The following is a 22,340-nucleotide window of genomic DNA, read 5'->3' on the forward strand; positions in this document are numbered from 1 at the left end:
TTTATGTACTAATCAAAATAACAGAGCTGGTTATAATTAATGAGATTAATACTTTCTTCTTCTCGGTCATAACAAGAAAAGCGCTGATCTGTTGCACTTTTAATCTTTTCGCAAGCCACAACAGGATCAATATTTCGTATTTCCACATTATACAAGAAAACACCAAAACAAATATGCATGTCAGCTGATGTCAAACTTTGTCTTGGACCAAGAACATAACAAATCTGCTGACATGTGAGAAAAATATCATACGCAATCTCCATTAATCCTCCTCTGCAGCATGAGAGCATTAAAATACTATCTTCATTCATACATTTGCTATTACAAAGAAGCATTGCTAAATTTTTCCAACTCATATTAACATTTCCATCTTCACTTGCAAAACCTTCTGAGTTACCATGGGCACTAAGATAAATATAGTCAAAGTGTGCATTAGTTGATAGAATTTGTTCCAGTTCATCATTGTCTCGCACACATTTACATAGCGATTCAATTCCGTACAATTGCGATTGCTCGCAAATACCATTGCATTCATGTGGCTCATCTGAACGTCCACATGCCATTAAAACTAATATCCTCTTGCTCATTTTTAATCTTTACTTGTAATATTTGTTAACAATAATTTGTAAATCATTGATTACAATATCAACTGATGCTGGTCTTCTTTTCTTTGAATGGTTTAGCATCTGCTTAATTAGAGAGTATAGTGATGAGTTGTGGAGTAAGAAATCCGATTCTTTAACACATCCTATAGGTGCATTCCCCTGAAGGATATACCAAAATACTTTTGCTAGTTGGAACAAGTCAGACTGATGGTCAATATTACAATCAAAATTTCGACCTTCAACATTTTCTGACAAGTATTTATTCATTGCCTCAGGAGATAACCAACCACGCGGACCGACCAATTCGCCCTCTCTGTCGAGACTTGGTTTGTTTCGCATTTGTATAAGTCCTAAATCTCCGACCTTCCATGTGCCGTTAATCATAAAAATATTGTCAGGCTTTATGTCTCGGTGATAATAGCCTAAGTCGTTCAGCTCTTTTATGCCTTGTGCAATTTGCAAGCATAATTCAACACGAGACGCTTCATCATATGCCTCATTTTCTTCTTCTAAGAAACCTTTTAAATCAAATTCAGCATACTCCATCACATAGAAAGGGAAAGATACTTCATAATCTCCATCTTTTCGAGTACAGCAGATTAGATTACCATCGGATTCAATATCTATTACATTCCCGACATGTTTTCTTTTGCAATCATACAAGGCTGCTACTTCCTGTCTGAATCGTTTATTTTTATCCTTTGTTCTAATTTTCCCATTCTTATATGACTCATGGAATTTTGAAATCTTAATAACTTTTGCAGGGATAGCATCCTCATCGTATGTTTGGGCTTCATATAAAGCATAAACAAATGAATTCCCGCCTTTATTAGACTTATAATCTGAACTCAGATAAGAGACGAAATATTCCACATTATCTAATCTCAGATAATTTTCTGTACGAATCTCTGAAACAGACAAATTTTGCTTGTTATAAAGAAAGTCACACTTAACATCCATGGTGTTTAATCAAATTGTTTGGTGTCTATCAAATTATAGCCTTCTGTTTCAACAAACGCCAGGTTATCTATATCGTATTCTTCCTCTAAGAATTCACAAACATCTGACAGCCTTGGGGACTTCTCGTCAACATCTTTAACAATAAGTATGTCTTCTAATATAGACAATCTCGTCATCCTTGCCGTCTTAGAATTTGACTGAGTGACACAGTGATAAGCATATTCTTTGAAAGTCTCACAATCATCATTTGTTGGTCTAATATATTCTTTGTCATCTACGAATGAAAGGAATTTGTATTGTTCGTTCAATACTTCCTGTGAAAGTTCTATGTGTTTTGCTACAAAGCAGAACAATGTGTAGAAATCATTCCTTTGCTTAAACCTCGTGTCTTTTATAGGCTTAATTTCATTCAATTTACATAAAGCGTCTAAAACTGTCTTAAACTGTTCGCGTACTTGTTCCACCTTTGCGTTCTCAAGAGTTGACTCCAGCAGTTCATCAACAGCCTTTCTTTTATCTGTAATTCCTCCCTTAAACAAATATGCCACGAGTTCCTCAATCAGACTTCTGTCATTCATACGCTGAACCGTCTTTATTGAAAATATATCCAAATCCGATAAGCCCTGTAAATCCATCAACTCGTTTACAAGTATCATAAATGGCGCGTCATGATATTGGGCTTTATTGACTTCTGCCGGATTGAGATGTACCCCACGCTTATTCACAAGACTGTAAAAATCTTCAAGTGATTCGCCATTTGCAGAGTCAATGTCATACAATTCTGTAACATTGAGAATATATGACATAAACTTTTCTTTGTCTATGTCTTTATAATACTCTTTTGCGGAATTAGAGAACTCTCCTTTTACATATTTACTAATAGTTGTTGCTCGTTGTTGACCATCAACCATATCATATCTGCCATCATCCTTTTTATAGATAAAGAAATTAGGCAAAGGGTATCCCTTTAAGATAGAATCAATCAATAACTTCTGGTCTTTAGATGACCAGATGAAATTTCTTTGATATGGGGGATGGAGATTTATTTGGTCTCTTTTTATCCACTCAATTAGTTGTGAGATTGTAATTTCTTTAATTTGATATTTCATAATTATTACTTTTTAGTCCAACGATTCCGGTTCATTATCATTCTCGTCCTCACATTCATTTTCTGGCTGAGATAGGAAGGCCGTAAATACACGGAGAAAAGCAGTTTCTTTGAAGAAATAATTAGGGTCTTGCTCCATTTTTTCCTGCATGAAGTCAAATCCATAGTTAGCATATTCCTCCATCTTAGTGATGAGCTCATCTACCACCTTTCGAGGTGTAATTTCTCCTTTGTCCAACGCTAAATAATCAACATCGGTACGAGCCACCAAGGCGGCAAACATGTATTCACGCAAGCGAGGATATTGAGTACGACCAAGGCGCGACTCGCCTGTACCCCAGTTAGAGATGGCCCAGCCAAAGTGTTTCCTTTTAGCCCGGTCCTCTACTAATGGCTTCGTCTTGTTACTATACAAGCCGATGAAGAAGGCCAGAATGAATACCTCGTAGCCTGCACCATATATCTTTCCTCTAACGTCTTGATATTGGTTAACACCTTTACCATAGTCTGAGAACACGCTTATGACGGAGTCTTGATAACGCTCTTCCCACTCAGGATTGCGCTTACCCCACAGTTCATATAATGATTCCATATTTTTTTATTTCAGTTTATCAATGGTTGTACGTATAGTTGCCATATTGCGAGCATCAAAGCCAATTGCTTTTTTGATGCGATACACAGAACATGTCAGACGTTCAATATCTTGAAGTCGTACATTCCCTTTGGAAATGAAGTCTTTGGTAACGATGATGCACTGCTTATTAAGTCGATCAATGACATTGTAGAAGTTTTCCTCCTTTGAATCACCAAACGATGACGTGGCGGCATCAAAGATAAGCGGATAGTCCTCATCTCGCTTTTCTTGTGTAAAATCGGAGATAGCAAAGAGTACAGAGATATACATCACTGTTAATTGTGAACCAGAGGGTTTCTTTATTTCCGTGCCATTCGAGCTGAACAATCGGATCTCAGTAGAATCATCGGCAGTCTGTCTCAGATGTATTTCTCCATGGAAATCACTTGCGCTAAGCATTTCCAAATAGTCATTGGCCTTATTTTCCATATCGGCAAGGAATCGGCGAAGATTTTCCTTTTTTGCCACGGAAAAAGCTTTGGCAATCTCTTCAAGCACACGATGCACCTCACGGTAGACCTTTACCTGAGAACTATCTGGGTTCAATTCGTCCATTTGCTTTTGCAGTTCGTCCATGCGTTTCTGTAGTCGTTCCAATTCTCCATTCAGTTCTATGAGCCGCACCTCTGCACGTCCTTTTTGTTCAAATAGTCCTTTAATGTCGTTGAAATCCTTTTCCAATACGGCTTCTGAAACGTTTCCAGCCTGAATGAGCAAGCGGGATTTCTCGTCAATGATGTCCTGTATCTGTTCTTCAACTTCTTTCAAATCCTGTGTCAAACGGTCAACTAAATCTCTCCAATCGCTGATTTCCCGAGCAATGCCAGAGATATGCGATTCGTTGTTGCCGCTCAACGCAATACTTAGATTATGAAGCCCTTCTATGTTGTTGAATTTGAAAAGTTCTTTTTCTTCAAGAGCCTCTTGCTGGCTCTTACGCTCTGCTTCCATGGCAATATGCCGCTTATACTCTTCAAGTTTCTGGAGCATAAAAATGTAAGCATCAGACCCTTCTTCTGCAGGTCTACCACATACTTTACAGATATGGTCATGCAGCATCTCCTCCATTGTTTCTTGATTCGGCAGATACCAAGGCAATTCTGGAGCACCATTCACTAAAGCTCCCTGAATTTCTTTGACAGCTTGTAATTTGCCTATTTCAATGGCTCTTTGCTTGTCATAATCTTTCTCTTGTTGTCGCTTTTCTCTGCTGAGTGCAGAACATTTCTGCTTGAATTCTTGAAGTATAGCGGGGAATGCACAGAGAATCCACATTTTATCTAAGAGGGCATGGTTATAATCAATCTGCCCAATCTTTGCCTTTAGCTTGGTTTTCTTGTCCTCTTTCGTCTTTAGACGACTTTGAATATCCTTATAGCGTTCTGAGGTTTCTTGGTTTTCTTCCAGTTCGCCTAGTCTCTTTGAGAATACTTCCAAAGAAGTTGTCTTTTCTTTTATATCCCTCTTCTTGTTGGAGATGTCTTCTCCGAGACGTGAAATCTGAACTTCCAGAGATTGGGCTTCCTTAGCCACTTTCTTGTCCGACTTCATCTCTTTCAAGTAAGCAGAGTTGGACTTTTCTTCAAACAAGGAGGTGTATTCAACAAGGTCGTCGAACTTCCGAATATCAGAGAACTTGTCAACCAAGTCTTTAAGGGCAGTAGCATTCTCAAAAACATTCAGTTCTGACTCGCCCTTGAACATACTAAACCTTTGGATAAAAGCGTCATAGCATCTATCTATTAGGGTTTTCCCGCTGACTTGAACACGTTCAGCCCCTATAGTTTCGTATCCTCTATATACAAGGTTGCCAACTCTAAAGAAATCCTCACTCACTCGTTCTACTGTGAATGACTTTTCTACAGACTTCTCTCCATCATGCTCGAAAGACATAAAAACAGAAACCTCATCTTGCTCGCCAATTTCCATCTTGGATTTGCGCATCTCAGACATGTGGTCAATGTTTCCTTTATCTATGGTGGTGTTGAATAGCCATAGTAAAGCATCGAAGAAGGTCGTTTTACCATCTCCGTTGTCACCGAGTATCAGAGTCAATCCATTGGATAACTCAAACCGGTTATTATCTCCATAATAACTACGGAAATTCTTGATTCTGATTTCTTTGATAATCATACGTTGTCCATTAGATATTTGTTTATTTCTTTCCAGAGTTCCTTTTCAGTAGCTCCTTCTCCGATTCTCTTTATGATTTGGGCTACGGCATTGATTACATAGTTGTCTGAATCAAGTGCCTGTTCAATCGTACTGATGTCCGCAGGTGTGTATTCACCAAACTTCATCAAGTCTTCATCAAGCAAGACTGCTTGTAGCATTTTGTTGTCGTTGTTTCTTGCCATAGTCAGAATAGTGGAATATTGTAATATGATAAAACTTCTTCTAATTCATTATATGCGTAATCTGCATTCTCAGACAAACGTGCGAAGTCTCTGACTCTACGTATTTCCCCTGACAGAAGGCTGCGCTCCATGCTAAAGTTTTCTGCGGCAGAGTTTACTTCTGGAGCTACTACTAAATCATGGATGACTGCGTATCTCTTATCTGGGTGAAGCCTCAGAATCCTACCTCTGCGCTGTATGAACTGTCTGGGGTTACCCGTGCTTGCACAGAAAATAGCCAGTTCACTTCTTGGAACATCTACACCTTCATCTAGACACTTCATAGATGTAAGCACTTCAAGTTTTCCTGCAGCGAAGTCTGCCAGAATCTCATTTCTCTCTTTAATGCCAGAAACAAATTTCTTTACTGTTGTCGTGTCGCTTATTTCCTTAACGATTTGAGTGTAGTCATCTATCAAGTGATCTGCATCTACGTCAATGGGTAAAGATTCCGAAGTATCATATATATCTGCATTGTTATCATCCGGGCGACTACCCTCGGGCACATATACTAATGTGTATTTCAAATTGCCCTTTTCCTTATATCTTTCATTAAGAATATGTCGGAACACCTCTTTCTTGTTTCTGGCTTTATGAATGATGCGCTTGCGTTTCAAAAGCAGATTCATAAGGATGTCATCCGCTTGGGGAAATGTGCTCTTGTCGTAGTTGAAGAACTTTGCCAGTTTTAGCGAAATGTTCATGTACTCAGACATTTCATCATCTGTTAGTCTTACCAGATGTGGAAAGTAATAATATCGGCACAGATATGGTGGATTATGGTCAATGGCTTCTTGCATACTGAACTCGAAGGTGTAATGGTCTTCTGCACCAAAGAAATGCATAATTTCCCTATTGCCTTTTTCGTCGAATTGCCTTTCAGGTGTGGCAGAGAGACCTATTTTTCTTAGAAACTTCACGCCATCAAGACGGTCAAGAATGCGACCTGCACCCATATTGTGCGCCTCGTCTGCGATGAGTAATATTTGTTTGGTAGCTTTATTACTGAAACCAACCAAGTCATGAAAAATTGTTTCCCTCGCAAAGGATGCGTATGTCGAAATGATAATGTATGAAGGTTCTACTCCCGAGAAATTGAATTCCTCTTTTGACTTTATATTATCAATTTCATTTTTCCAGTTATGATTTTTGGAACAGACTTTGACAATATTGTAGAAATGGAACTTCTTACATTCTGACTCCCATTGGTCAACTAAGGTTATGGTTGGCACAAGGATAATAGCCTTGTAGAAATGAAACTTCTTGTAAATGTTCAGTAGACAATTAAGGGAAGTCAAGGTCTTACCTGTACCAGTAGCCATAGCAAACAAGCCTTTTTGTTTGTTCGCCTTCCAATTCTCATAAGCCTGTTTCTGATATTCTCTCGGTTCAGAATAAGGAAATTTAGGCTCTTGTGTCTTAGCATCTTTAATAGCATCATTTTGGCTTAAATTGTCAATGATACCCTTTACTTTGCTTTTAGCTCTTACTAGAACTCGACGAATACTTTCGGGTAAGGTTTCTTCATTGTGCAATCTTTTGTCTAGTAGCTGTTGCTCATCATCAAGTAATTCCTTGATGTCTTTACTATGAAAGTTCTCTGTTATTGCCGTCTTTACTTTTTCGGCATCCAGATAGGTTACGGTGTCATCCTTCCCTTCAAAAGTGTTCTCAAAATCTAAGGCTATATCCTCTATTTTGCACACATCTCCTTGGCCGTCCCAATCACAAAACGCTGTAATGCTCTCTATGTTAGAAATTAAAGCTGTTCTTGAAAAGTTGCAAGAACCATCAAACGCAACCTTATTTAGTCCATCAAAAAAGACACCGCATTTTGAATGGGCTATGCCTGTTCCATCCTTTGGCACAATGATTCTGAATTCTATGCGTTCGTTCCGTATGAGCCACGACAGACATTCAAAGAAATGTCTATTTCGCTCAGACAATGTATTCTTGACTTCTTCTATATTTTGCAAATCAAAGAATGGCACACTCAAATCAGACTCAACTATAATCATAGCATCTTTGTCCTCCTCAGATAGAATATCATTGATGACCAGACGCATACGACCTCCATTATATAGGAATGTTGCAAAACTATCTGACAAGATGTTTATTGCTGATGAAGAAAAGAAACCAAGTTTTAAGTCAAACTGTGTAGCATTACATAATGCCTCAGAGAAGAAGCCTATTGGCTCCCACTCTGTGCGAGACTTAAATCTCCTGCTTAATGGCCATAGTACATTAGTTTTCAGCATAACTTTTCTATATAAAGCAGTTCGTACACATAATGTCATCACCGAGGATGTCAACGAGGGTTGTTCCCTTTTGTTGTTGGCGGTTATCTTCTTGACGGCGGATGATGTCGAGTTTTATTTGACGAATGCGCTCTGGCTTGATGAGGTCGGCAAGGCTCTCATTCTGATTCCAGGTGTAGCCGTCTTTCTCAAATTCCATTGCTTGCCGATAGAGGTCGGGATGCTGCTCGTATAGCCATATCCACTCTATCTTCTGCTGGAAGAAACAGAAGTAGCAACCACTGCGGCTGCGGCAATAGGTGCCAGTCTTGCCATCGACCTCGAAGGGAATCTCTTCGTAGTAAGCCGGCACGCCCACACCACTCTCACGGAGCAAGCGGAAGATATCTTCCTTCACAAGCACGTCGGTATTGTCGAGCAGTGGGAACTCGTCGAGTTTGCCCACGGGATAGTCGGTGGTTTTCAGATACTCGAAGACGGCATGATTGAAGAGTTTCACGTCGTAGTCGAGCAGGGCGTTCATCTTCTTGGAGTAGTAGAACGTCTTGGTGATGGGACGCTTCACGGTTTCAAGTATCTCGTCGCGGAGAAATCCTTCGGGGGTAAGACGCTCGTAGATGTCAACAATCTGGTCAAGATTCTCCCTGTGCAGGAACTTGTTGATGACATCGATGCTCCAAATGTTCTTGCGGAAGGGGAACACAGCCTGAATGTTCGGCTTGGAAGAGATGTAGCCGTCGCGGTCTTCATCGCCACGGATACCCACGTAGGAAACGGCATAGTCATCGCCCACATATTCCTCGAACTTGTCGAGTTTCATCTTTTTCGTACACCAACGGGCCTGTGGCGAAGGCAGGAAACCACCCATCGCTTTCAAAAAGTGATGGAAAGGAGTCGGCTCTGGACTTCCTTCTGCAGCACGAAGTCGCTCTATCTTTCCGAGATAGGCTTCCAGTCGGTTAATGAGCGTTTCGGTCTCAGCCAGTTCGCAACCGGTATCTGAATTGTAGTACTCAATCTTCAATGTTGGGTACTTCTGCTTTAGATAGATGGCGAGTGCAGCACTATCCTTGCCGCCTGATATTCCTAATATGTGTCTTACCTTCATTGTTTCATCTTTTTGTTTAGGATGGACAGCAAAGTGCACACATCCACATTAGTATCTCCAGAAAGTAACTTGCTGATTTTGATTTCAAGTTCTGATGAACGTTCCTTGTCTTTCTCGGGCAGCACATATGTCTGAGTACGAACGTTCGTTCCTTTATTGGTTACCAGATCAAAGGAGTAGGCTTCATTGTTGTCACCCTTATTAGTATGCTTAGATATAGCAGAGTACTTTTCGCATTCGTGAAACAGATATACAAGGTCATCGGCTAACTTTTCCTCTTGTTCATCGCGCAAAGCATCCAAACGCTGCTCCAGAATAGTATAGCAGATGGACTGATACCATAAAATGCGATTATCGTACTCCGTCATGGCATGGTGATAAAACTCCCGTTGCTTGTCGGTCAGCAGATAAGTCTTCACATTGGCCAAGCGATGACGAATCTCTATTACATATTCCGAATATTCCCCAGACTCCAAGCCTAGTCCATCCACAAGACGTTCCTCTAAACGGTCTATCAGATGCGTGTAACAAGTGCGTAGTTCACGAATAGCCCGCTGAATAATTTGACCATACTGATTGATAAACTCTTTCTGTTTCAGTTTCTCCTGATCGAAGCCCAAAGCCTCTGGCAAGTCCTCAAAGAATGCTTTTTCAGGATCTTTGGCTGTTGCAAGCACGTCACGGAAACGCATTGTAGATGAATGGTCGAACTTGTGAGTATGCTTCGTGTAGTCATTGAGCCGCACATAGAAACTGAGGAATGGCTTAATGGTCTCGATGAAGTTCTCGTTGGTAATAGAGAACTCATCGCCGAGATTGACAAAGCGGCGATATTGGTTGAAGAAGCCAAGTTTCACGCCATCCATGGCAAACTTCTTTATCTCGAAGTCGGCTGGATGTTTTTGCAACAGGTCAAAGAACTCCATATTCACCTCAGGCATATAAGCTCCACGAGAGGCATCATAGAGTGCAAAGTCTTGTCTCCTAATATATAAATATGTTGGAATCCAGAAATCAAGGAATCCCTGTTTCAGCTTGTAGGGCTGAGCTGAAAGCATCTTTATAAGTTCCGATATCTTTCGAGCTTTATTCTCCGTATTTCTCAAAAAAAACTCGCAGGCATCCCATAGTGGCATGATACCATCATTGGTCGGCATATCAGCAAAGTTTCCATCTTTATGTAGTCCCGTATTCTTCAACAGAGAGTAATAGATCGTTTTCTCTGGAGGAAACTTTTCATCGGGGAAACCGAGATCTGGGTCTGATGAATGTTCTGTAAGTGCTACAAGATAATTCTTTTTTGCTGCCGATATTGTTCCACTGAGTTTATGCTTGTTGAACAGTTCGTTGATCATGACAGGTGTCTTGCTATACACCTCGTTGCAGACTAATGATAGTAGCTGGTTGAAATCACGGTGCGATTCCACCTTTTGTTCTTTGCCATTATAAATCCAAACCACACGGTTACGGTAGGAGAATAGATTGTCGCTGATTGACTTGTTTAGAAGAGTTTCCTCATACTCCTTCAACTTCTGAATTTCCGATACTGCCACGCGGTCGTTCTTGTCAAGCACCCGTTCGAGCAAGTATCTGTATTTGTTTATACTATACAGGTGTTCTACAATATCTTCTGTGTTTGTAAAGTATGCAAATATCAGCGCATGCTCAGAGTTCTCACTTTTCTCCTTTATATCTTTTAGAGCATTCTTCGATGTGGAGAAGATTAATTCAATGTAACCGTCAGTATCGCCAGAAGGGGTAATGTCAAGAGGCTCCTCTTCTATGCGGTAATCGAAGAAACGCGGTGTCCCTTTGTGATAATAGTGGGCTTTGACAGGCGAGATACGCTTGTTGAAGAATACTCGAAGTTCATTCACGAATACTACTGGACGTGCTACCATTAGTCCCGCCTCACGAATCTCCGCCTCTAAATCTACATCTGTTCCTTCAAAGAGCATCAATCGCTCCTTATATGCAGCAAAACGGATTATCTTTTTTGTCTCCAGTTGACGGATAATGGATTCGGCATCAGGGATGTTCATGGCAAGACGTGCATAAGTAGCCATACTCTCTGCCGTCAGACGGAAGCCTGCCACGCTGAATAGGTTGAGCAAACCGATGGCTTTCACAATATTGACGGCAGCAAGCATCTGTTCTTTGTCTTCCCAATTCTGTCCTTCAACACGCTCAATGGAAACCTGCATGCTACTCCAGCTCATGGAGTCGGCATTGGCATCTTTCAGATAGCTGTAGAAATTATATAAGATGTAGTCATATACCTTCTGTAGATTATAAGTTAGGTTCTTCGCAGTCTCAAATTCCGACACGGAATTGCTCCCTTTAGATGAAAGGAAGGTAAACAACGAACGCTCATTCTGACCATAACGTTGAATGGCCGTTGTTATAGCGTATGCTGAAAAGGTGTCAAGAGGGTAAAGTTGATTGGCCACATCTTCAGAAAAGTCTTGTGATACAAAACGAGTTTCTTTGGCTAATTTGAAAATTTCACTTGTGTAGGATGGTACTTTGGTTGAGCGCTCATCTTGTAACTGCTGAGATGCCAGTTGTAGTAACTGTTCTATTGGCTCCACAAAAGTGATTTCCTTGAAGCGGCCTTTTACCTTTGTCCATTCATTGGACTGCGCCTCAGAAAGTCCTTTGGCATATGAACTAAAATTCTGATGTAGAGTGGTAAGAAGTAGGATGTTCCGATTTGGCACGTTCACAAATTCTGCCAGTTTTTGCATAAAATAGAGTTCCTGCTCAGGATTGTTTTTGGCGGCATGTTCCAGCACCTTTCCGAACTCGTCGACTACCACAATAAGAAATTTTTTCTTCTGCTGACAACTATTATAGTAATATTTCAATTCGTCAAGAATGCTATTGCTGCTACCTTCGACATTCAGTTTCTGACTCAGCAACTTAGACAATTCTGCATAATCACCAATAATGTTCAGAAACTCATATCCGCCAGAGGAATCAGAAAGGTTGCTTTCTTCAAGAAGATATTTCTTTTCACTCTTTCTGAGCAGATCGGATTCCAAGGCAAGTAAGAAGCTGGACTTTCCTGTTCCATATGTACCAATAATGGTAAAGCTATGTATGCCAGAACGGAAGTCATTTACTATGTTATGAATGGCTTTCTGAGCATTTGGAGTTACAATATATTGGGAACCCTCTGCAAATCCGTTCTCTATGTTGGCTGATAAACTAAATGTTCGCATAGTAATCGTCTAATACTTTTCTTGGTTCCAATACTCCAACAAACTGAATCTGACGAATGCCTGCAACATCGCTATAAGCTAAATATTTAGAATATGTATTGGATAGTTCTTTTAACATGTTGATTGTTTCACTGTCATTCATGCAGAATAACAAACCAAGTCGCTCTTGAATGGTTTCGTAAGGAATTGTATTGTCAGTCCCTTTTATTTTGAGAAGTCCATACAAGAAGATTTCTTTTGTCACCTTGCGCTTCCCTTCAATATTGAAGTAGTAGTCCTTGCCTTCTGCATTCTGACGAATAAGATCAAGGTCTATCAAAAGTGAAGAATAATCTTCATTTGTCTGTGCTTTACGAGGTAAGGCATAGTTCTGAAGGAGAACGGCAACGTCTTTTTTTGCTGTATTATCATTAAAGAGATTCTTTTTGCCGACTTCAATCATTCGAAGTCTAGCAAAATTTACGACTTGTTCGCGAGTAAATTGTGTGCGTTCGCGTTGCAAGCCACAAAAAAGCCAATTATACATAGTAGCTTCTTGCAAAAAAACAATATTGAAATGCAATAGCCAAAGCGTTGCCAAATCTTCAAGATACCTATCTTTACCAGCCTTTTCATCAAAAAGGTAGATACCCCAATCGGTAAGGTTTCCATCAACACCGGTTATGCCAAATGCCCTCAGCCAAAAACGGATAGAGGCTACCATATTCTTACCGACTCCGAGGTCTATTACTGCATCTGGACTATTAAAATCTTTCCCATTGGCTATAAAGTCATAGCCTTTTTTCAGCCATAACGTCTTGCATGGGAAAGATTCATGCCCGGAAAATCTATATGTCTGTGCCATGTTATTTACAAATTGGAAATCATCAGTGTTCGCACATCAACTTGCAAGATGTTCGCAATTTCATTCAATTGACCCACGGAGGGCTGACTCCGATTTTGACACCATCTTGAAACTGTGTGTACGGTTACGCCTAATTGTTCGGATAACCACTTACCGGTCTTACCCTGTTCAACAAGGACAATCTTCAGACGGTTAAGTGCCATTCCTTTTTGAATAATGTTCATATTATGTTCATTAGTTGCTTGCAAATTTACAGGAAAAAGCCGAGAAAAAAGAATGTTTCAACGTTTTTTAAGCATTGAACTGCTATAAAGGAATGAAAAAATGTGATTTTGCTTTCAAAAACACTTATTTATCATTCGTTAAATAATAAAGACATTGTGGTTTGTGGAAATAGAGATCTTTCCGCTTCCACCCTAAAAAGTGAGACTTGTCTCACAAATTGACTTGGTAACATTATCATTGATACTCAAAGATAGAATTGCGTATCATAGGGGTAAACTGAAAAAGTTTGTTTACGCATTGTTTACGCAGAACGAAAAATCAGCAACTTGAATTTCTTCTAAGTTGCTGATTTTCAGTGTGGACCAGCCTGGGCTTGAACCAGGGACCTCCAGATTATGAGTCTGTTGAAATGAAATTTTTTATAGTTTCATAAAATTTTTCTTGGCTTTGTAAGTTGTTGTATAACAATTATTTTTTAACTTTGCAGCGCAAAAGTGAAATTTTAATAAACCTAAATTAATGGGCGATTTTGTTCGCAAATTGTTCGCAAGATTCTCATGAACGAAGCAACAGACTATAGTTATGAAGGCTGAAAAGACATCTATCAAGTGCGGAAAAGTGGACAACTGTTCACTTACTTTAGTTCTAGACAAACGTACCAATAAGAGTACGGATGTATACCCTTTGGCCATCTGTTTTCAGATAGCAGCTAAACGGTATTACTACAAGCTAAAGGATATGGACTATCAAAGCGAAAAGTACTTCAATGACGTATGTAGCGTGAAAGGAGCGAAAAGTTCGCTCATGCCTGTCCATGTCGAATGGCAAAAGATGCTAGAAAGCTACAGGGAAAAACTGGAGAAACTGAGCAAGACGCAGACTTTAACACTCGACCTTATCCGTACTTATCTGACAGGTGCGGAAATCGAATATGATAAAGCCACATCTTTTGTAGGTGTTTGGGAGAGTATTATTGCCAGGATGAAAGCAGAAGACAGAGTGGGAACAGCAGAGAACTACCAGTGGGCACTCAACTCCTTCCTTAAATACGTTGGTGATGTGAAGGGCTTCATGGTCGGCAAAAACGTAATTGACAAGTGGAATGATGTAATGAAAAATGGTGTGGTCGAAAACGGCAAGGTCGTCGGAAAGATTGCTGATGCCACCCGTGGTATGTATCTTCGGACCTGCCGTGTTGTTTGGAATGAATGTATTCGCCAAGGTTTTTTGACCGAGGACAAATACCCCTTCTCCAACAAGGACAACACGCTCATCTCAATTCCACGAGGTAAACGTCGCCAACAATCATACCTTAGCGTTGATGAAATGACGGAACTATATAAAGTCTTCGTTGAGAAGCGCTATCCCGAAGGTTGGGATCCAGCTTATAAGAAACGTGCCCATGATTCTTTGGGCCTATTCCTGGCACAATATCTGTGCAATGGATTCAATCTTGCCGATGCAGGACGTTTGACCTACAACCGTACTTACTTTGCAGAAGGTGGTCGTGCTTTTGAGTTTATGCGAAAGAAAACATCGGCACGAAGCAACAGTATGTCGGTGGTTATCGTTCCTATCATAGAACCACTCAAAGTGATCCTTAATGAGATTGGAGCCAAGCCAGAGAAGGACGCATATGTTTTTCCACAAATCTTCAATGGAGCCACAGATGAGACCCTGCGTCGAAAGTTGACGGTACAGGAAAACTCCAACATCAAAGACCGCATGAACCGTATATGCAAAGAAGTACTTGGATGGGACAAGGTGGTGTCTGGAACATGGGCGCGTCATTCCTTTGCCACAAATCTGAAACTGGCTGGCGTAGAGGAGTTGTACATCTCTGAAAGTATGGGGCACTCGCAAGGTAACGATGTCACCAGCGGCTATCAGGACATGTATCCTCTTGAAATCCGATTCCGTAACAATAGTAAGTTGCTTAACATCAAAAAGGAAGAAGAACCTATCGACATTGATAGTCTTACTCCTGAACAGATGAAGGAAATGCTAAAGAAGATGATGGGACAACAATAAAAATCGCAATTCGTTGTGATTTTTACATGTTTTTATGGCAATTCATAGTAAATTATACCCAAAATCGCATTTTATTGAGAATTTGCGTCTTTGTTTGAAAAGAATTGCTTATCTTTGCACCGAAATCGCAATATATTGAGATTATGACACAGCAGGAAATAGGGAATGTCATCAAGGAAAGGCGGAAAAAATTGGGTATCAACCAACAAACATTGGCTGACCTGGCTAGTGTAGCTGTTAATACCGTTGTAGCGATTGAACGAGGCGAGGGTAATCCTCAGCTCGCCACCTTGCTCACAATACTCGATACTTTGGGTCTGCAAATAGACATTAACATCAAGCAACTTGACTATGAGACAGTGTAAGGTTTATGTTCATGACATGGAGGCTGGCATATTGCAAGAGACGGATGCCAGGGAATATGTGTTCACTTATGGTAAGGACTACCACGGCGAGCCAGTTTGCTTGGCAATGCCCGTAAGAAAAGAGCCTTACCGTTCCAACCATCTCTTTCCTTATTTTTATAACATGTTGTCTGAAGGCTCCAATCGCCAGGTGCAATCCATGTTGCATTATATCGATGAAAACGATGATTTTGGTATCATGCTTGCAACAGCAGGGCACGATACCATCGGAGCCGTAACCATTAAACCGATGTGAATATGATAGAGGTCAATGTTTGCCCTTCCACCTTGCAGGAAGACTTTACCACCTATTCTCCTGTAGCCCGAAAACTATTGTTTGACGGGAAGGAGGTTTTTCATGTGTTGGATTTTGACAGCCCCAACAATGACAGTGCCGACAATGAAGCCTATCTGAAGAACGTGGGGCGCATCTCGCTCTCTGGCGTTCAGCCCAAGGCGAGTTTGGTGCTGGATAGTGAGGGACATTTGGTAAAGCCAGCCGAAGGTGAACGTGGAACATACATCTTGAAACCGGCTCCTTCATCCTATGCTTTGCTTGACCGTAAATATTGTCCAGCCAATGAGCATCTGACGATGCAGTTGGCTTCTCAAGTCTATCACATTGAGACTGCCGCTAATGGCATTTGTTTTTTCCAAGATGGTGAAGCAGCCTATCTTTGCCGACGTTTCGATGTCGGACCAGATGGACAGAAGTACAGTCAGGAAGATTTCGCCTCGCTGGCAGGACTTACCAATGCCAATGGTGGCAGTGATTACAAATATAGTAATTTGAGCTACGAGGAGTGTGCCGACATCATCCGCAAATACGTCAAGGCTGCTCCCGTTGAAATCCTAAAGTTCTTCCGCATCGTTGTCTTCAACTATCTTACCCTCAACGATGACGCGCATCTGAAAAATTTCTCACTAATCAACCGAGGTGACGGAGAATACCACCTCACCCCTGCCTACGACCTCATCAATACCAGTCTACATTTGAGCATGCCACGCATCTTCGCCCTTGATAAAGGATTGTTCAAAGAAGGCATGCAACTATCCGATACAAGAAGTGTTGCCCGTAAGGACTTCGAGGAGTTTGGTCATCGCATTGGTATGACTGTAAGATTGGTGAAACGGGAATTGGATTTCTTTGCTAAGGAACATCCGTTGGCCAAAGAATTGATCAACCGTTCCTTCCTGTCAGACCCATTAAAACGCAGCTACTGGCTTTCGTACAACTATCGACGTGCAACGTTGGGATTTAAATGATGCGATTACACTTTTCCAAGGTGTTTTTGCCTCTTTTTATACATTTTTCCAAGATTTACATAAGAATGTCCGAATGACTACTTGTTATCAGTAATTCATTTGGGCATTTATGCTTTGTACTTATGGGAAAAGCTAATTTGTCAATAATCATTAGCGAAAAATAATCATTTTTTGTAACTTTTTCTTGTTACGCAGAAAGGCTGCAGAGTGGCATTGTACCTTTGCCCCCGAAATCCAATGGAAGTATGGGTGAGCGGTCGAAACCAGCACACTGCTAACGTGCCGAGCTGCAAGGCTCCGAAGGTTCGAATCCTTCTGCTTCCGCAAATTGGAGGTTTGGCAGAGTTGGTCTATTGCACTGGTCTTGAAAACCAGAGGGCGGTGAAACGCTCCAAGGGTTCGAATCCCTTAGCCTCCTCTGATGGAACTTTGGCAGACTTGGTGTATGCGCAGGACTGAAAATCCTGAGAACGTGGTTCGACTCCACGAGGTTCCACAAATATATTGAGGTGTTCTCCAGCGGCAACGAGAGCAGACTGTAAATCTGCCGCCATTCGGCTTCGTGGGTTCGAGTCCCTCCACCTCAACGATGGGAGCATAGTTCAGTTGGTAGAATGTCGGTCTCCAAAACCGAAGGTCGGAGGTTCGAACCCTTCTGCTTCTGCAAAATCGCGGGATAGAGTAGTGGCCCAACTCACCAGTCTCATAAGCTGGGCCGGCCAAAAACCGGACGCAGGTTCGAATCCTGCTCCCGCAACTACATGGAGTTTGTAGCTCAGTAGGTAGAGCGCCAGGTTGTGGCTCTGGTGGTCGCAGGTTCGAAACCTGTCAAACTCCCTATTACGTGAGGATGCCCGAGCGGTTTAAGGGGACGGTCTGCAAAACCGTCATTCATCGGTTCGAATCCGATTCCTCACTCAACAAATAAAGACTCCAGTTGCCGATAAAAGGAACTGGAGTCTTTCCATTATCCATAGTTAAGAATTGCCGTCAGCCTTTTCTTAACCCGTGTGAGTATTCTACCCATTTGCTGAAACTCTGGTTTGTCCTCTGTCGTTTCCAACATTTTCACAGCTTTAGTAATAAGATTGAAGTCCTCAGCTGTCAGGGGCAACTCTGTAATAGAGTAGTTCGGATCAGCGTACTTGTAGTACTTCTGATCATATACCTCAATGGGCGCATTGTATCCGAGCTTGTCAGAACGCATAATCTGAATATCGTTCTGAACAGTTCTCAAAGAGATGCCTTTGCGGATACCCTCCATATCATACAGCGCTTCAGATATTTCATCAACCAGGTCCTCTATCGTCCATCTTCTGTATCTGTTTCGTAGGCATCTGTCTATTATCTTGTAACGCAATAATGCGTTTTTGTTTACTGGCATGAATGTATTTATAATTTAAAGAGTCCATAATTTGTTTATATTGCTATTAAATGGTTCATAATGAAAACTGTGCAGAAAACAATCTACGTCTTTCTGCGTATACCAATACTTATCGCCTTCTCTTGAAAAACCAAGATATCCATTATCCCTTAGTTTTTTGAGATATTTATCCTTCACTCCCAGTAATTCCATAACCTCTTTGTTATTGTAAACCTTCATAGAGGGCTGGACAACTACAGGAGAGGCTTTCATATTTTTTAGAATCATAAGTATTTCTTCTAAGATTTCTCTATCACTTTGTTTATTTTTCCTATTCATTTTTACCTGTTTTTATAATTCATTTACTCATCTGGAATTTCACGGAAGCATCCGTAGTCATCATCATACCGAACTCTTTTCTTCTTAAACGTGAACTTTCCGCTAGGATACTTCGTTTTAAGCTCATGCAGTTCTTTGTTTAAGCGTCTAACGAGATCATCTTCACCGTCATCACCTGACAACATCCAGTCTATTCGTTGAGCATATATGTATGCCATTCTAAGGATATAAACTGCCCGTTTCATGATATCCATTGTCTTCCGATTGTAGGAACTATAGTATTGTTCCTCTAATGGTATCTCCCGTGAGTAACGATGTTGCTGTTCTTCCAATAATACATCTGGAATCTTTCTCCCTGCTTCCAAGATGGTTTGTTCTATATCATCGGCTATAAGTTCTATAGTCCGTTGTGAATAATCAAAAGTGCCTCCACTCATAATTGTATACTTTTTCTTTGTATGTTTGTCATTCATTAAATCTCTATCATTTTGCCGAAGTCAAATCCGTTTGTCAGATACTCATTCGCAAACACATATCCCATCTGATTACACACAATTTTAGTATGTCCTATCGTTGTGTCGATGTTCGTGTGTGAATGACCGTAAATCCAGACATTGATCGGGCTGTCAACAATGAAGTTTCCAAGTTCCGTAGCAAATGCTGAATTTAGGTCTGAGCCAAGATGCTGCGGTGCCACCACCTGTTGCGTAGGCAGGTGGTGGGTCACTACAACAATCTTTTCTGCCGTGCTTTCGGCTACGCCCCGTTTGATAAAGTCAAGACAGAACTGATGCATCCGGTTGTAATCATCTACTGTTAGGCGATGGCCTTCATACAGCGTCTGGTAGAAATCATTCAATCCATGGGACACGATATATTCATCACCTGGCGGAATATGCGACCAAAGGGTGCTGAAGATGAAATCGACATTATCGATTCTGACTACCTGATTCTGGTAATAGCCGACATTCTCCTTAAACATCCATTCCCATTGCATACCACGAGTCATTATGTCATAATGACCATAATAGTCGTGGTTGCCTGGAACAATAAGTACCTGGCGATAGTTTGTCGATGCCCATTTCCAGAACTTGCCCAGTGGGGCCACATCGTTTCTCAGATAGAAGATGTCACCGGCCAGAACCAGCACATCACCCGTAACAGGAAACTCATTATGTTTCAGATACCTGCTGTTCTCTGCGAACTCCATATGCAGGTCACTCATGTATTGTATCTTCATTGTTACTTTTCTTTACTTTGTTCAACTTGCTTGTCAATGATTCTCTTTACTTGCCCAAACGATACTGGGGTAAAGTTGTTATTGTCCACTCCTACGTCGTATTGTGTCGGATAGAGATACTGGAGTCTTCCGGCATCAATGCCTGAATTGCTCCTTCGGGTATGGACGTGTCCGAACAGCTGCCAAACATCATCCTTATAGCCGCCCTCAAAACAGAGAAAGGGATAGTGGCATAGGTAGATTCTCTTCTTCCCTATCTCGATTCGCATCTGCATGGCAACATGTTCAAAGCGGCTGATGAATCCTTGTCGAATGTTCTTCAAATCGTGGTTACCCATGATTAGATAAATCTTGCCATTCAGACGGTCGAGTATCTTTGTCCATTCTGCCGCACTACCCAGACAGAAATCGCCCAAGTGGAAAACTGTATCATCCTTACCTATCACGCTGTTCCAGTTTGCAATCATCACATCGTTCATCTGCTCTACGTCCTTGAATGGACGATTGCAAAACTTGATAATGTTCGCATGATTGAAGTGCGTATCTGATGTAAAGAACGTATGTTCTGCATTAAACTTGAAATTCATTTTCTTCTTTGTATTATTCTCTCCATGCCCCATCTGGAGCACGGAGAGAGTCTGTTAATTAATCGAGTATGTAAGCCTGGCCCATATAGACCTTCTTCACCATCTCAGTGGAAAGTTTGTTCAGTTCCTTGTTGAGCAACTTCTGTTCGCTCTTTTCAAGGCAACCATACTCACCGCCATGTTCTTTCAGGAAATCCTCGAGTACATCCTTAGAGAACAGCCCCATAATCTTACCGAAGTCTTTAGGCACATGTACTTCACCGATGTGGCTCACCACATTTGCCAAACGCTGTTCGGTAACGTATGCCTCCACCTCAGGGATGAGTGCCTTCAAGGCTTCGCTGTAAGGAACAGGTTCGGCAAAGAGCTTGTTGCGTTTCTTCACGCTCTTCTTTTCGGCAAAACGCTCGTTCTTGCTCTTGATGAGCACCCTGCTTCCATTTCTTAGGTACATGGGAACGACAGGTCTTATCACGATGCCTTCGCAGATGTTGTCTTCGATGGCAGGGAAGCCAAGCCATTCAGCAATCTTACTCTGGAAAGCATTAGGGTATTTGAGACATTCACCGAGAGTGCCCTTGAACAGAGTCCTGGCATAGAAGAATCCGTGCTTATCAAAAAGCTCGTTCACCTCATCTACTAGCAGATACCTACCGCCTTCCTCATTGATGACATAGATGTCAAAACCATAGAACTCATGTTCAGGAGTGTAGCATACACCCTTCTGGATGAGAGACAACTTACGGTTGGGCTGCACATCCTTGTGAGGATAGGTTCCACCGAACATCTCACCGAAGACATTGACGCTCCTCACGTCCTCATATCTGCTGAGGACATCCTTGGCAAGGGCCACGACTTTGTCATTGTACCTTTCAAGCAGTTCGGGATAGTCGTAGAACATCTCCTCTGCTTCCAGCATGGAGGTACGCTTTGCAAACCTTACGTTTTCTCCGTCGCAGAGGAAACTGGTGTTGGCACCATGTACCTTTTCCTGTACCACATATTCCAAATCGGTTGGCATCTCTGCCACGATGCGCTCCATGAACTCTCTGTTGAAGGAATTCTCGATGGAGCTGTACTTTTTGAATTCTAACATTTCTTTGTTCCTTCTTGTTTTTGCGCATCCCTGCGCGGTTAATAATTGATTGACTACATGTTGTGCCATAGGCCAGGCCGATGAGGAGAAGTCTTGTCGGTGGTAAGTCGACAGTGTTCATGGTTGTGATAGGCACAAACGAAAAATGGTTGGAAAGCATTGCTGACTTTCCAACCACTTCGTTAATCTCGTGTTTGCACGTACAATTATGTCAGGAGTAATCCACTCCCTCCTTGTGCAATATGGAAAGTCTTCCTATCTGAATAGCGTGGTGCAGCAATGCTTGACGTATGCATATAGGAATCGCATTCAAGGCACCATGTGCTCTGAATGTTCAATCCGCCTAATGTGTTAAATTTCTGTCTCTGCATTACTGCTATTTTTATGGATTTTCGTAAAATTGGCTGCAAAGGTACACTTTTTCGTATAACTGACCAAAATTTCAGGGAATTATTTTAAGAGGCATTATTGCTTATACACTTGTGTATAAAAAAGTCTGCGTGACCAAATAATTCCAACAATAAGTGACTTACCCTAAAAAAACTTGACACTTTTGGATGCCTAAAACAAAAGTGTATGAGAACAAAAGTAAAACGTGAAAGAGATCGTGTCCTAAATGAAGCGACAGGTCAGTATGAATGGGTATGGGTAG

21 protein-coding genes and 8 tRNA genes are annotated in these 22,340 nt (G+C 41.3%); 12 read left to right on the forward strand and 17 right to left on the reverse strand.

Features of this window, described 5'->3' with window-relative positions; all coding sequences use genetic code 11:
* Positions 1-8: 8 nt before the first annotated feature.
* The 11 genes from CIK94_RS14010 to CIK94_RS05390 are packed head-to-tail and all read right to left on the reverse strand — an operon-like array spanning position 9 to position 13,361.
* The gene (locus CIK94_RS14010) at positions 9-587 is read right to left on the reverse strand and encodes a hypothetical protein (protein WP_144008309.1); all 579 of its coding nucleotides are present in this window, start codon (positions 585-587) and stop codon (positions 9-11) included.
* A 9-nt stretch (positions 588-596) separates the two neighbouring features.
* Entirely contained in the window at positions 597-1,565 is a 969-nt protein-coding gene (locus CIK94_RS05345; protein WP_094421724.1) for a protein kinase, read from the reverse strand.
* A gap of 5 nt (positions 1,566-1,570) precedes the next feature.
* Entirely contained in the window at positions 1,571-2,674 is a 1,104-nt protein-coding gene (locus CIK94_RS05350; RefSeq protein WP_094421726.1) for a DUF262 domain-containing protein, read from the reverse strand.
* 12 nt (positions 2,675-2,686) lie between these two features.
* Positions 2,687-3,265 (reverse strand): glycoside hydrolase family 15, encoded by a 579-nt coding sequence (locus CIK94_RS05355; protein ID WP_094421728.1) that lies wholly within the window; start codon positions 3,263-3,265, stop codon positions 2,687-2,689.
* Between the two features lie 6 nt (positions 3,266-3,271).
* Positions 3,272-5,440 carry an AAA family ATPase gene (locus tag CIK94_RS05360; RefSeq protein WP_094421730.1) on the reverse strand — a complete coding sequence of 723 codons (2,169 nt, stop codon included), beginning with the start codon at positions 5,438-5,440 and terminating at the stop codon, positions 3,272-3,274.
* Positions 5,437-5,664, reverse strand: coding sequence for a hypothetical protein (locus CIK94_RS05365; protein ID WP_094421732.1), 228 nt, complete (start codon positions 5,662-5,664; stop codon positions 5,437-5,439). The genes CIK94_RS05360 and CIK94_RS05365 overlap by 4 nt, the downstream gene beginning before the upstream one ends.
* Positions 5,665-5,666: 2 nt before the next feature.
* Complete coding sequence (locus CIK94_RS05370; protein ID WP_094421734.1) at positions 5,667-7,961, reverse strand: DEAD/DEAH box helicase family protein; 2,295 nt, start codon at positions 7,959-7,961, stop codon at positions 5,667-5,669.
* Between the two features lie 7 nt (positions 7,962-7,968).
* Positions 7,969-9,069: a phosphoadenosine phosphosulfate reductase gene (locus CIK94_RS05375; RefSeq protein WP_094421736.1), complete on the reverse strand. Its 1,101-nt coding sequence runs from the start codon at positions 9,067-9,069 to the stop codon at positions 7,969-7,971.
* Entirely contained in the window at positions 9,066-12,293 is a 3,228-nt protein-coding gene (locus tag CIK94_RS05380; RefSeq protein WP_094421738.1) for a hypothetical protein, read from the reverse strand. The genes CIK94_RS05375 and CIK94_RS05380 overlap by 4 nt, the downstream gene beginning before the upstream one ends.
* Complete coding sequence (locus CIK94_RS05385) at positions 12,280-13,137, reverse strand: DUF4007 family protein (protein ID WP_094421740.1); 858 nt, start codon at positions 13,135-13,137, stop codon at positions 12,280-12,282. Before CIK94_RS05385 ends, CIK94_RS05380 begins: the two co-directional genes overlap by 14 nt.
* A gap of 5 nt (positions 13,138-13,142) precedes the next feature.
* Positions 13,143-13,361, reverse strand: coding sequence for a helix-turn-helix domain-containing protein (locus tag CIK94_RS05390; RefSeq protein WP_094421742.1), 219 nt, complete (start codon positions 13,359-13,361; stop codon positions 13,143-13,145).
* A 583-nt stretch (positions 13,362-13,944) separates the two neighbouring features.
* Between CIK94_RS05390 and CIK94_RS05395 the strand changes: the two genes are divergently transcribed.
* From CIK94_RS05395 to CIK94_RS05450, 12 genes are all read left to right on the forward strand, one after another.
* Positions 13,945-15,393 (forward strand): phage integrase SAM-like domain-containing protein, encoded by a 1,449-nt coding sequence (locus CIK94_RS05395; protein WP_254046142.1) that lies wholly within the window; start codon positions 13,945-13,947, stop codon positions 15,391-15,393.
* 143 nt (positions 15,394-15,536) lie between these two features.
* Complete coding sequence (locus tag CIK94_RS05400; protein ID WP_094387771.1) at positions 15,537-15,758, forward strand: helix-turn-helix domain-containing protein; 222 nt, start codon at positions 15,537-15,539, stop codon at positions 15,756-15,758.
* Entirely contained in the window at positions 15,745-16,053 is a 309-nt protein-coding gene (locus tag CIK94_RS05405; protein WP_094421744.1) for a HipA N-terminal domain-containing protein, read from the forward strand. Before CIK94_RS05400 ends, CIK94_RS05405 begins: the two co-directional genes overlap by 14 nt.
* A gap of 2 nt (positions 16,054-16,055) precedes the next feature.
* On the forward strand, positions 16,056-17,063 hold the full coding sequence (locus CIK94_RS05410; protein WP_094421746.1) for a HipA domain-containing protein: 1,008 nt from the start codon (positions 16,056-16,058) through the stop codon (positions 17,061-17,063).
* A 239-nt stretch (positions 17,064-17,302) separates the two neighbouring features.
* Positions 17,303-17,387: transfer RNA gene (locus tag CIK94_RS05415), tRNA-Ser, on the forward strand.
* A gap of 6 nt (positions 17,388-17,393) precedes the next feature.
* Positions 17,394-17,481, forward strand: a tRNA-Ser gene (locus tag CIK94_RS05420).
* A 5-nt stretch (positions 17,482-17,486) separates the two neighbouring features.
* Positions 17,487-17,559: transfer RNA gene (locus CIK94_RS05425), tRNA-Phe, on the forward strand.
* Positions 17,560-17,568: 9 nt separating this feature from the next.
* Positions 17,569-17,650: transfer RNA gene (locus CIK94_RS05430), tRNA-Tyr, on the forward strand.
* A 4-nt stretch (positions 17,651-17,654) separates the two neighbouring features.
* A tRNA-Trp gene (locus tag CIK94_RS05435) sits at positions 17,655-17,727 on the forward strand.
* A 6-nt stretch (positions 17,728-17,733) separates the two neighbouring features.
* Positions 17,734-17,820: transfer RNA gene (locus tag CIK94_RS05440), tRNA-Met, on the forward strand.
* A 7-nt stretch (positions 17,821-17,827) separates the two neighbouring features.
* Positions 17,828-17,900: transfer RNA gene (locus tag CIK94_RS05445), tRNA-His, on the forward strand.
* A gap of 7 nt (positions 17,901-17,907) precedes the next feature.
* A tRNA-Cys gene (locus tag CIK94_RS05450) sits at positions 17,908-17,981 on the forward strand.
* A 49-nt stretch (positions 17,982-18,030) separates the two neighbouring features.
* Here the strand turns inward: CIK94_RS05450 and CIK94_RS05455 are convergent.
* The 6 genes from CIK94_RS05455 to CIK94_RS05480 are packed head-to-tail and all read right to left on the reverse strand — an operon-like array spanning position 18,031 to position 21,688.
* Positions 18,031-18,447, reverse strand: a complete 417-nt coding sequence (locus CIK94_RS05455) for a hypothetical protein (protein ID WP_025002845.1) — start codon at positions 18,445-18,447, stop codon at positions 18,031-18,033.
* A 15-nt stretch (positions 18,448-18,462) separates the two neighbouring features.
* On the reverse strand, positions 18,463-18,765 hold the full coding sequence (locus tag CIK94_RS05460; RefSeq protein ID WP_092108797.1) for a helix-turn-helix domain-containing protein: 303 nt from the start codon (positions 18,763-18,765) through the stop codon (positions 18,463-18,465).
* 23 nt (positions 18,766-18,788) lie between these two features.
* Complete coding sequence (locus tag CIK94_RS05465) at positions 18,789-19,238, reverse strand: hypothetical protein (RefSeq protein WP_094421748.1); 450 nt, start codon at positions 19,236-19,238, stop codon at positions 18,789-18,791.
* Complete coding sequence (locus tag CIK94_RS05470) at positions 19,238-20,005, reverse strand: metallophosphoesterase (protein WP_094421750.1); 768 nt, start codon at positions 20,003-20,005, stop codon at positions 19,238-19,240. Before CIK94_RS05470 ends, CIK94_RS05465 begins: the two co-directional genes overlap by 1 nt.
* Positions 20,006-20,007: 2 nt before the next feature.
* A complete protein-coding gene (locus tag CIK94_RS05475; protein WP_094421764.1) occupies positions 20,008-20,592 on the reverse strand; it encodes a metallophosphoesterase in 585 nt (194 codons plus the stop codon).
* A gap of 58 nt (positions 20,593-20,650) precedes the next feature.
* Positions 20,651-21,688, reverse strand: coding sequence for an RNA ligase, Rnl2 family (locus CIK94_RS05480; RefSeq protein WP_158216516.1), 1,038 nt, complete (start codon positions 21,686-21,688; stop codon positions 20,651-20,653).
* Between the last annotated feature and the right edge of the window lie 652 nt (positions 21,689-22,340).

It is taken from the genome of Prevotella sp. P4-51, assembly GCF_002251455.1.
In the GTDB taxonomy this organism is placed as follows: domain Bacteria; phylum Bacteroidota; class Bacteroidia; order Bacteroidales; family Bacteroidaceae; genus Prevotella.

Bases quoted from the DNA above. Each gene is read 5' to 3' on its own strand.
- CIK94_RS05375 (WP_094421736.1), bottom strand. From the start codon at position 9,069: ATGAAGGTAAGACACATATTAGGAATATCAGGCGGCAAGGATAGTGCT.
- CIK94_RS05380 (WP_094421738.1), bottom strand. From the start codon at position 12,293: ATGCGAACATTTAGTTTATCAGCCAACATAGAGAACGGATTTGCAGAG.
- CIK94_RS05475 (WP_094421764.1), bottom strand. From the start codon at position 20,592: ATGAATTTCAAGTTTAATGCAGAACATACGTTCTTTACATCAGATACG.
- CIK94_RS05370 (WP_094421734.1), bottom strand. From the start codon at position 7,961: ATGCTGAAAACTAATGTACTATGGCCATTAAGCAGGAGATTTAAGTCT.
- CIK94_RS05460 (WP_092108797.1), bottom strand. From the start codon at position 18,765: ATGAATAGGAAAAATAAACAAAGTGATAGAGAAATCTTAGAAGAAATA.
- CIK94_RS05365 (WP_094421732.1), bottom strand. From the start codon at position 5,664: ATGGCAAGAAACAACGACAACAAAATGCTACAAGCAGTCTTGCTTGAT.
- CIK94_RS05410 (WP_094421746.1), top strand. From the start codon at position 16,056: ATGATAGAGGTCAATGTTTGCCCTTCCACCTTGCAGGAAGACTTTACC.
- CIK94_RS05345 (WP_094421724.1), bottom strand. From the start codon at position 1,565: ATGGATGTTAAGTGTGACTTTCTTTATAACAAGCAAAATTTGTCTGTT.
- CIK94_RS05350 (WP_094421726.1), bottom strand. From the start codon at position 2,674: ATGAAATATCAAATTAAAGAAATTACAATCTCACAACTAATTGAGTGG.
- CIK94_RS05355 (WP_094421728.1), bottom strand. From the start codon at position 3,265: ATGGAATCATTATATGAACTGTGGGGTAAGCGCAATCCTGAGTGGGAA.
- CIK94_RS05480 (WP_158216516.1), bottom strand. From the start codon at position 21,688: ATGTTAGAATTCAAAAAGTACAGCTCCATCGAGAATTCCTTCAACAGA.
- CIK94_RS05400 (WP_094387771.1), top strand. From the start codon at position 15,537: ATGACACAGCAGGAAATAGGGAATGTCATCAAGGAAAGGCGGAAAAAA.
- CIK94_RS05455 (WP_025002845.1), bottom strand. From the start codon at position 18,447: ATGCCAGTAAACAAAAACGCATTATTGCGTTACAAGATAATAGACAGA.
- CIK94_RS05390 (WP_094421742.1), bottom strand. From the start codon at position 13,361: ATGAACATTATTCAAAAAGGAATGGCACTTAACCGTCTGAAGATTGTC.
- CIK94_RS05385 (WP_094421740.1), bottom strand. From the start codon at position 13,137: ATGGCACAGACATATAGATTTTCCGGGCATGAATCTTTCCCATGCAAG.
- CIK94_RS05465 (WP_094421748.1), bottom strand. From the start codon at position 19,238: ATGAATGACAAACATACAAAGAAAAAGTATACAATTATGAGTGGAGGC.
- CIK94_RS14010 (WP_144008309.1), bottom strand. From the start codon at position 587: ATGAGCAAGAGGATATTAGTTTTAATGGCATGTGGACGTTCAGATGAG.
- CIK94_RS05470 (WP_094421750.1), bottom strand. From the start codon at position 20,005: ATGAAGATACAATACATGAGTGACCTGCATATGGAGTTCGCAGAGAAC.
- CIK94_RS05360 (WP_094421730.1), bottom strand. From the start codon at position 5,440: ATGATTATCAAAGAAATCAGAATCAAGAATTTCCGTAGTTATTATGGA.
- CIK94_RS05405 (WP_094421744.1), top strand. From the start codon at position 15,745: ATGAGACAGTGTAAGGTTTATGTTCATGACATGGAGGCTGGCATATTG.
- CIK94_RS05395 (WP_254046142.1), top strand. From the start codon at position 13,945: ATGAAGGCTGAAAAGACATCTATCAAGTGCGGAAAAGTGGACAACTGT.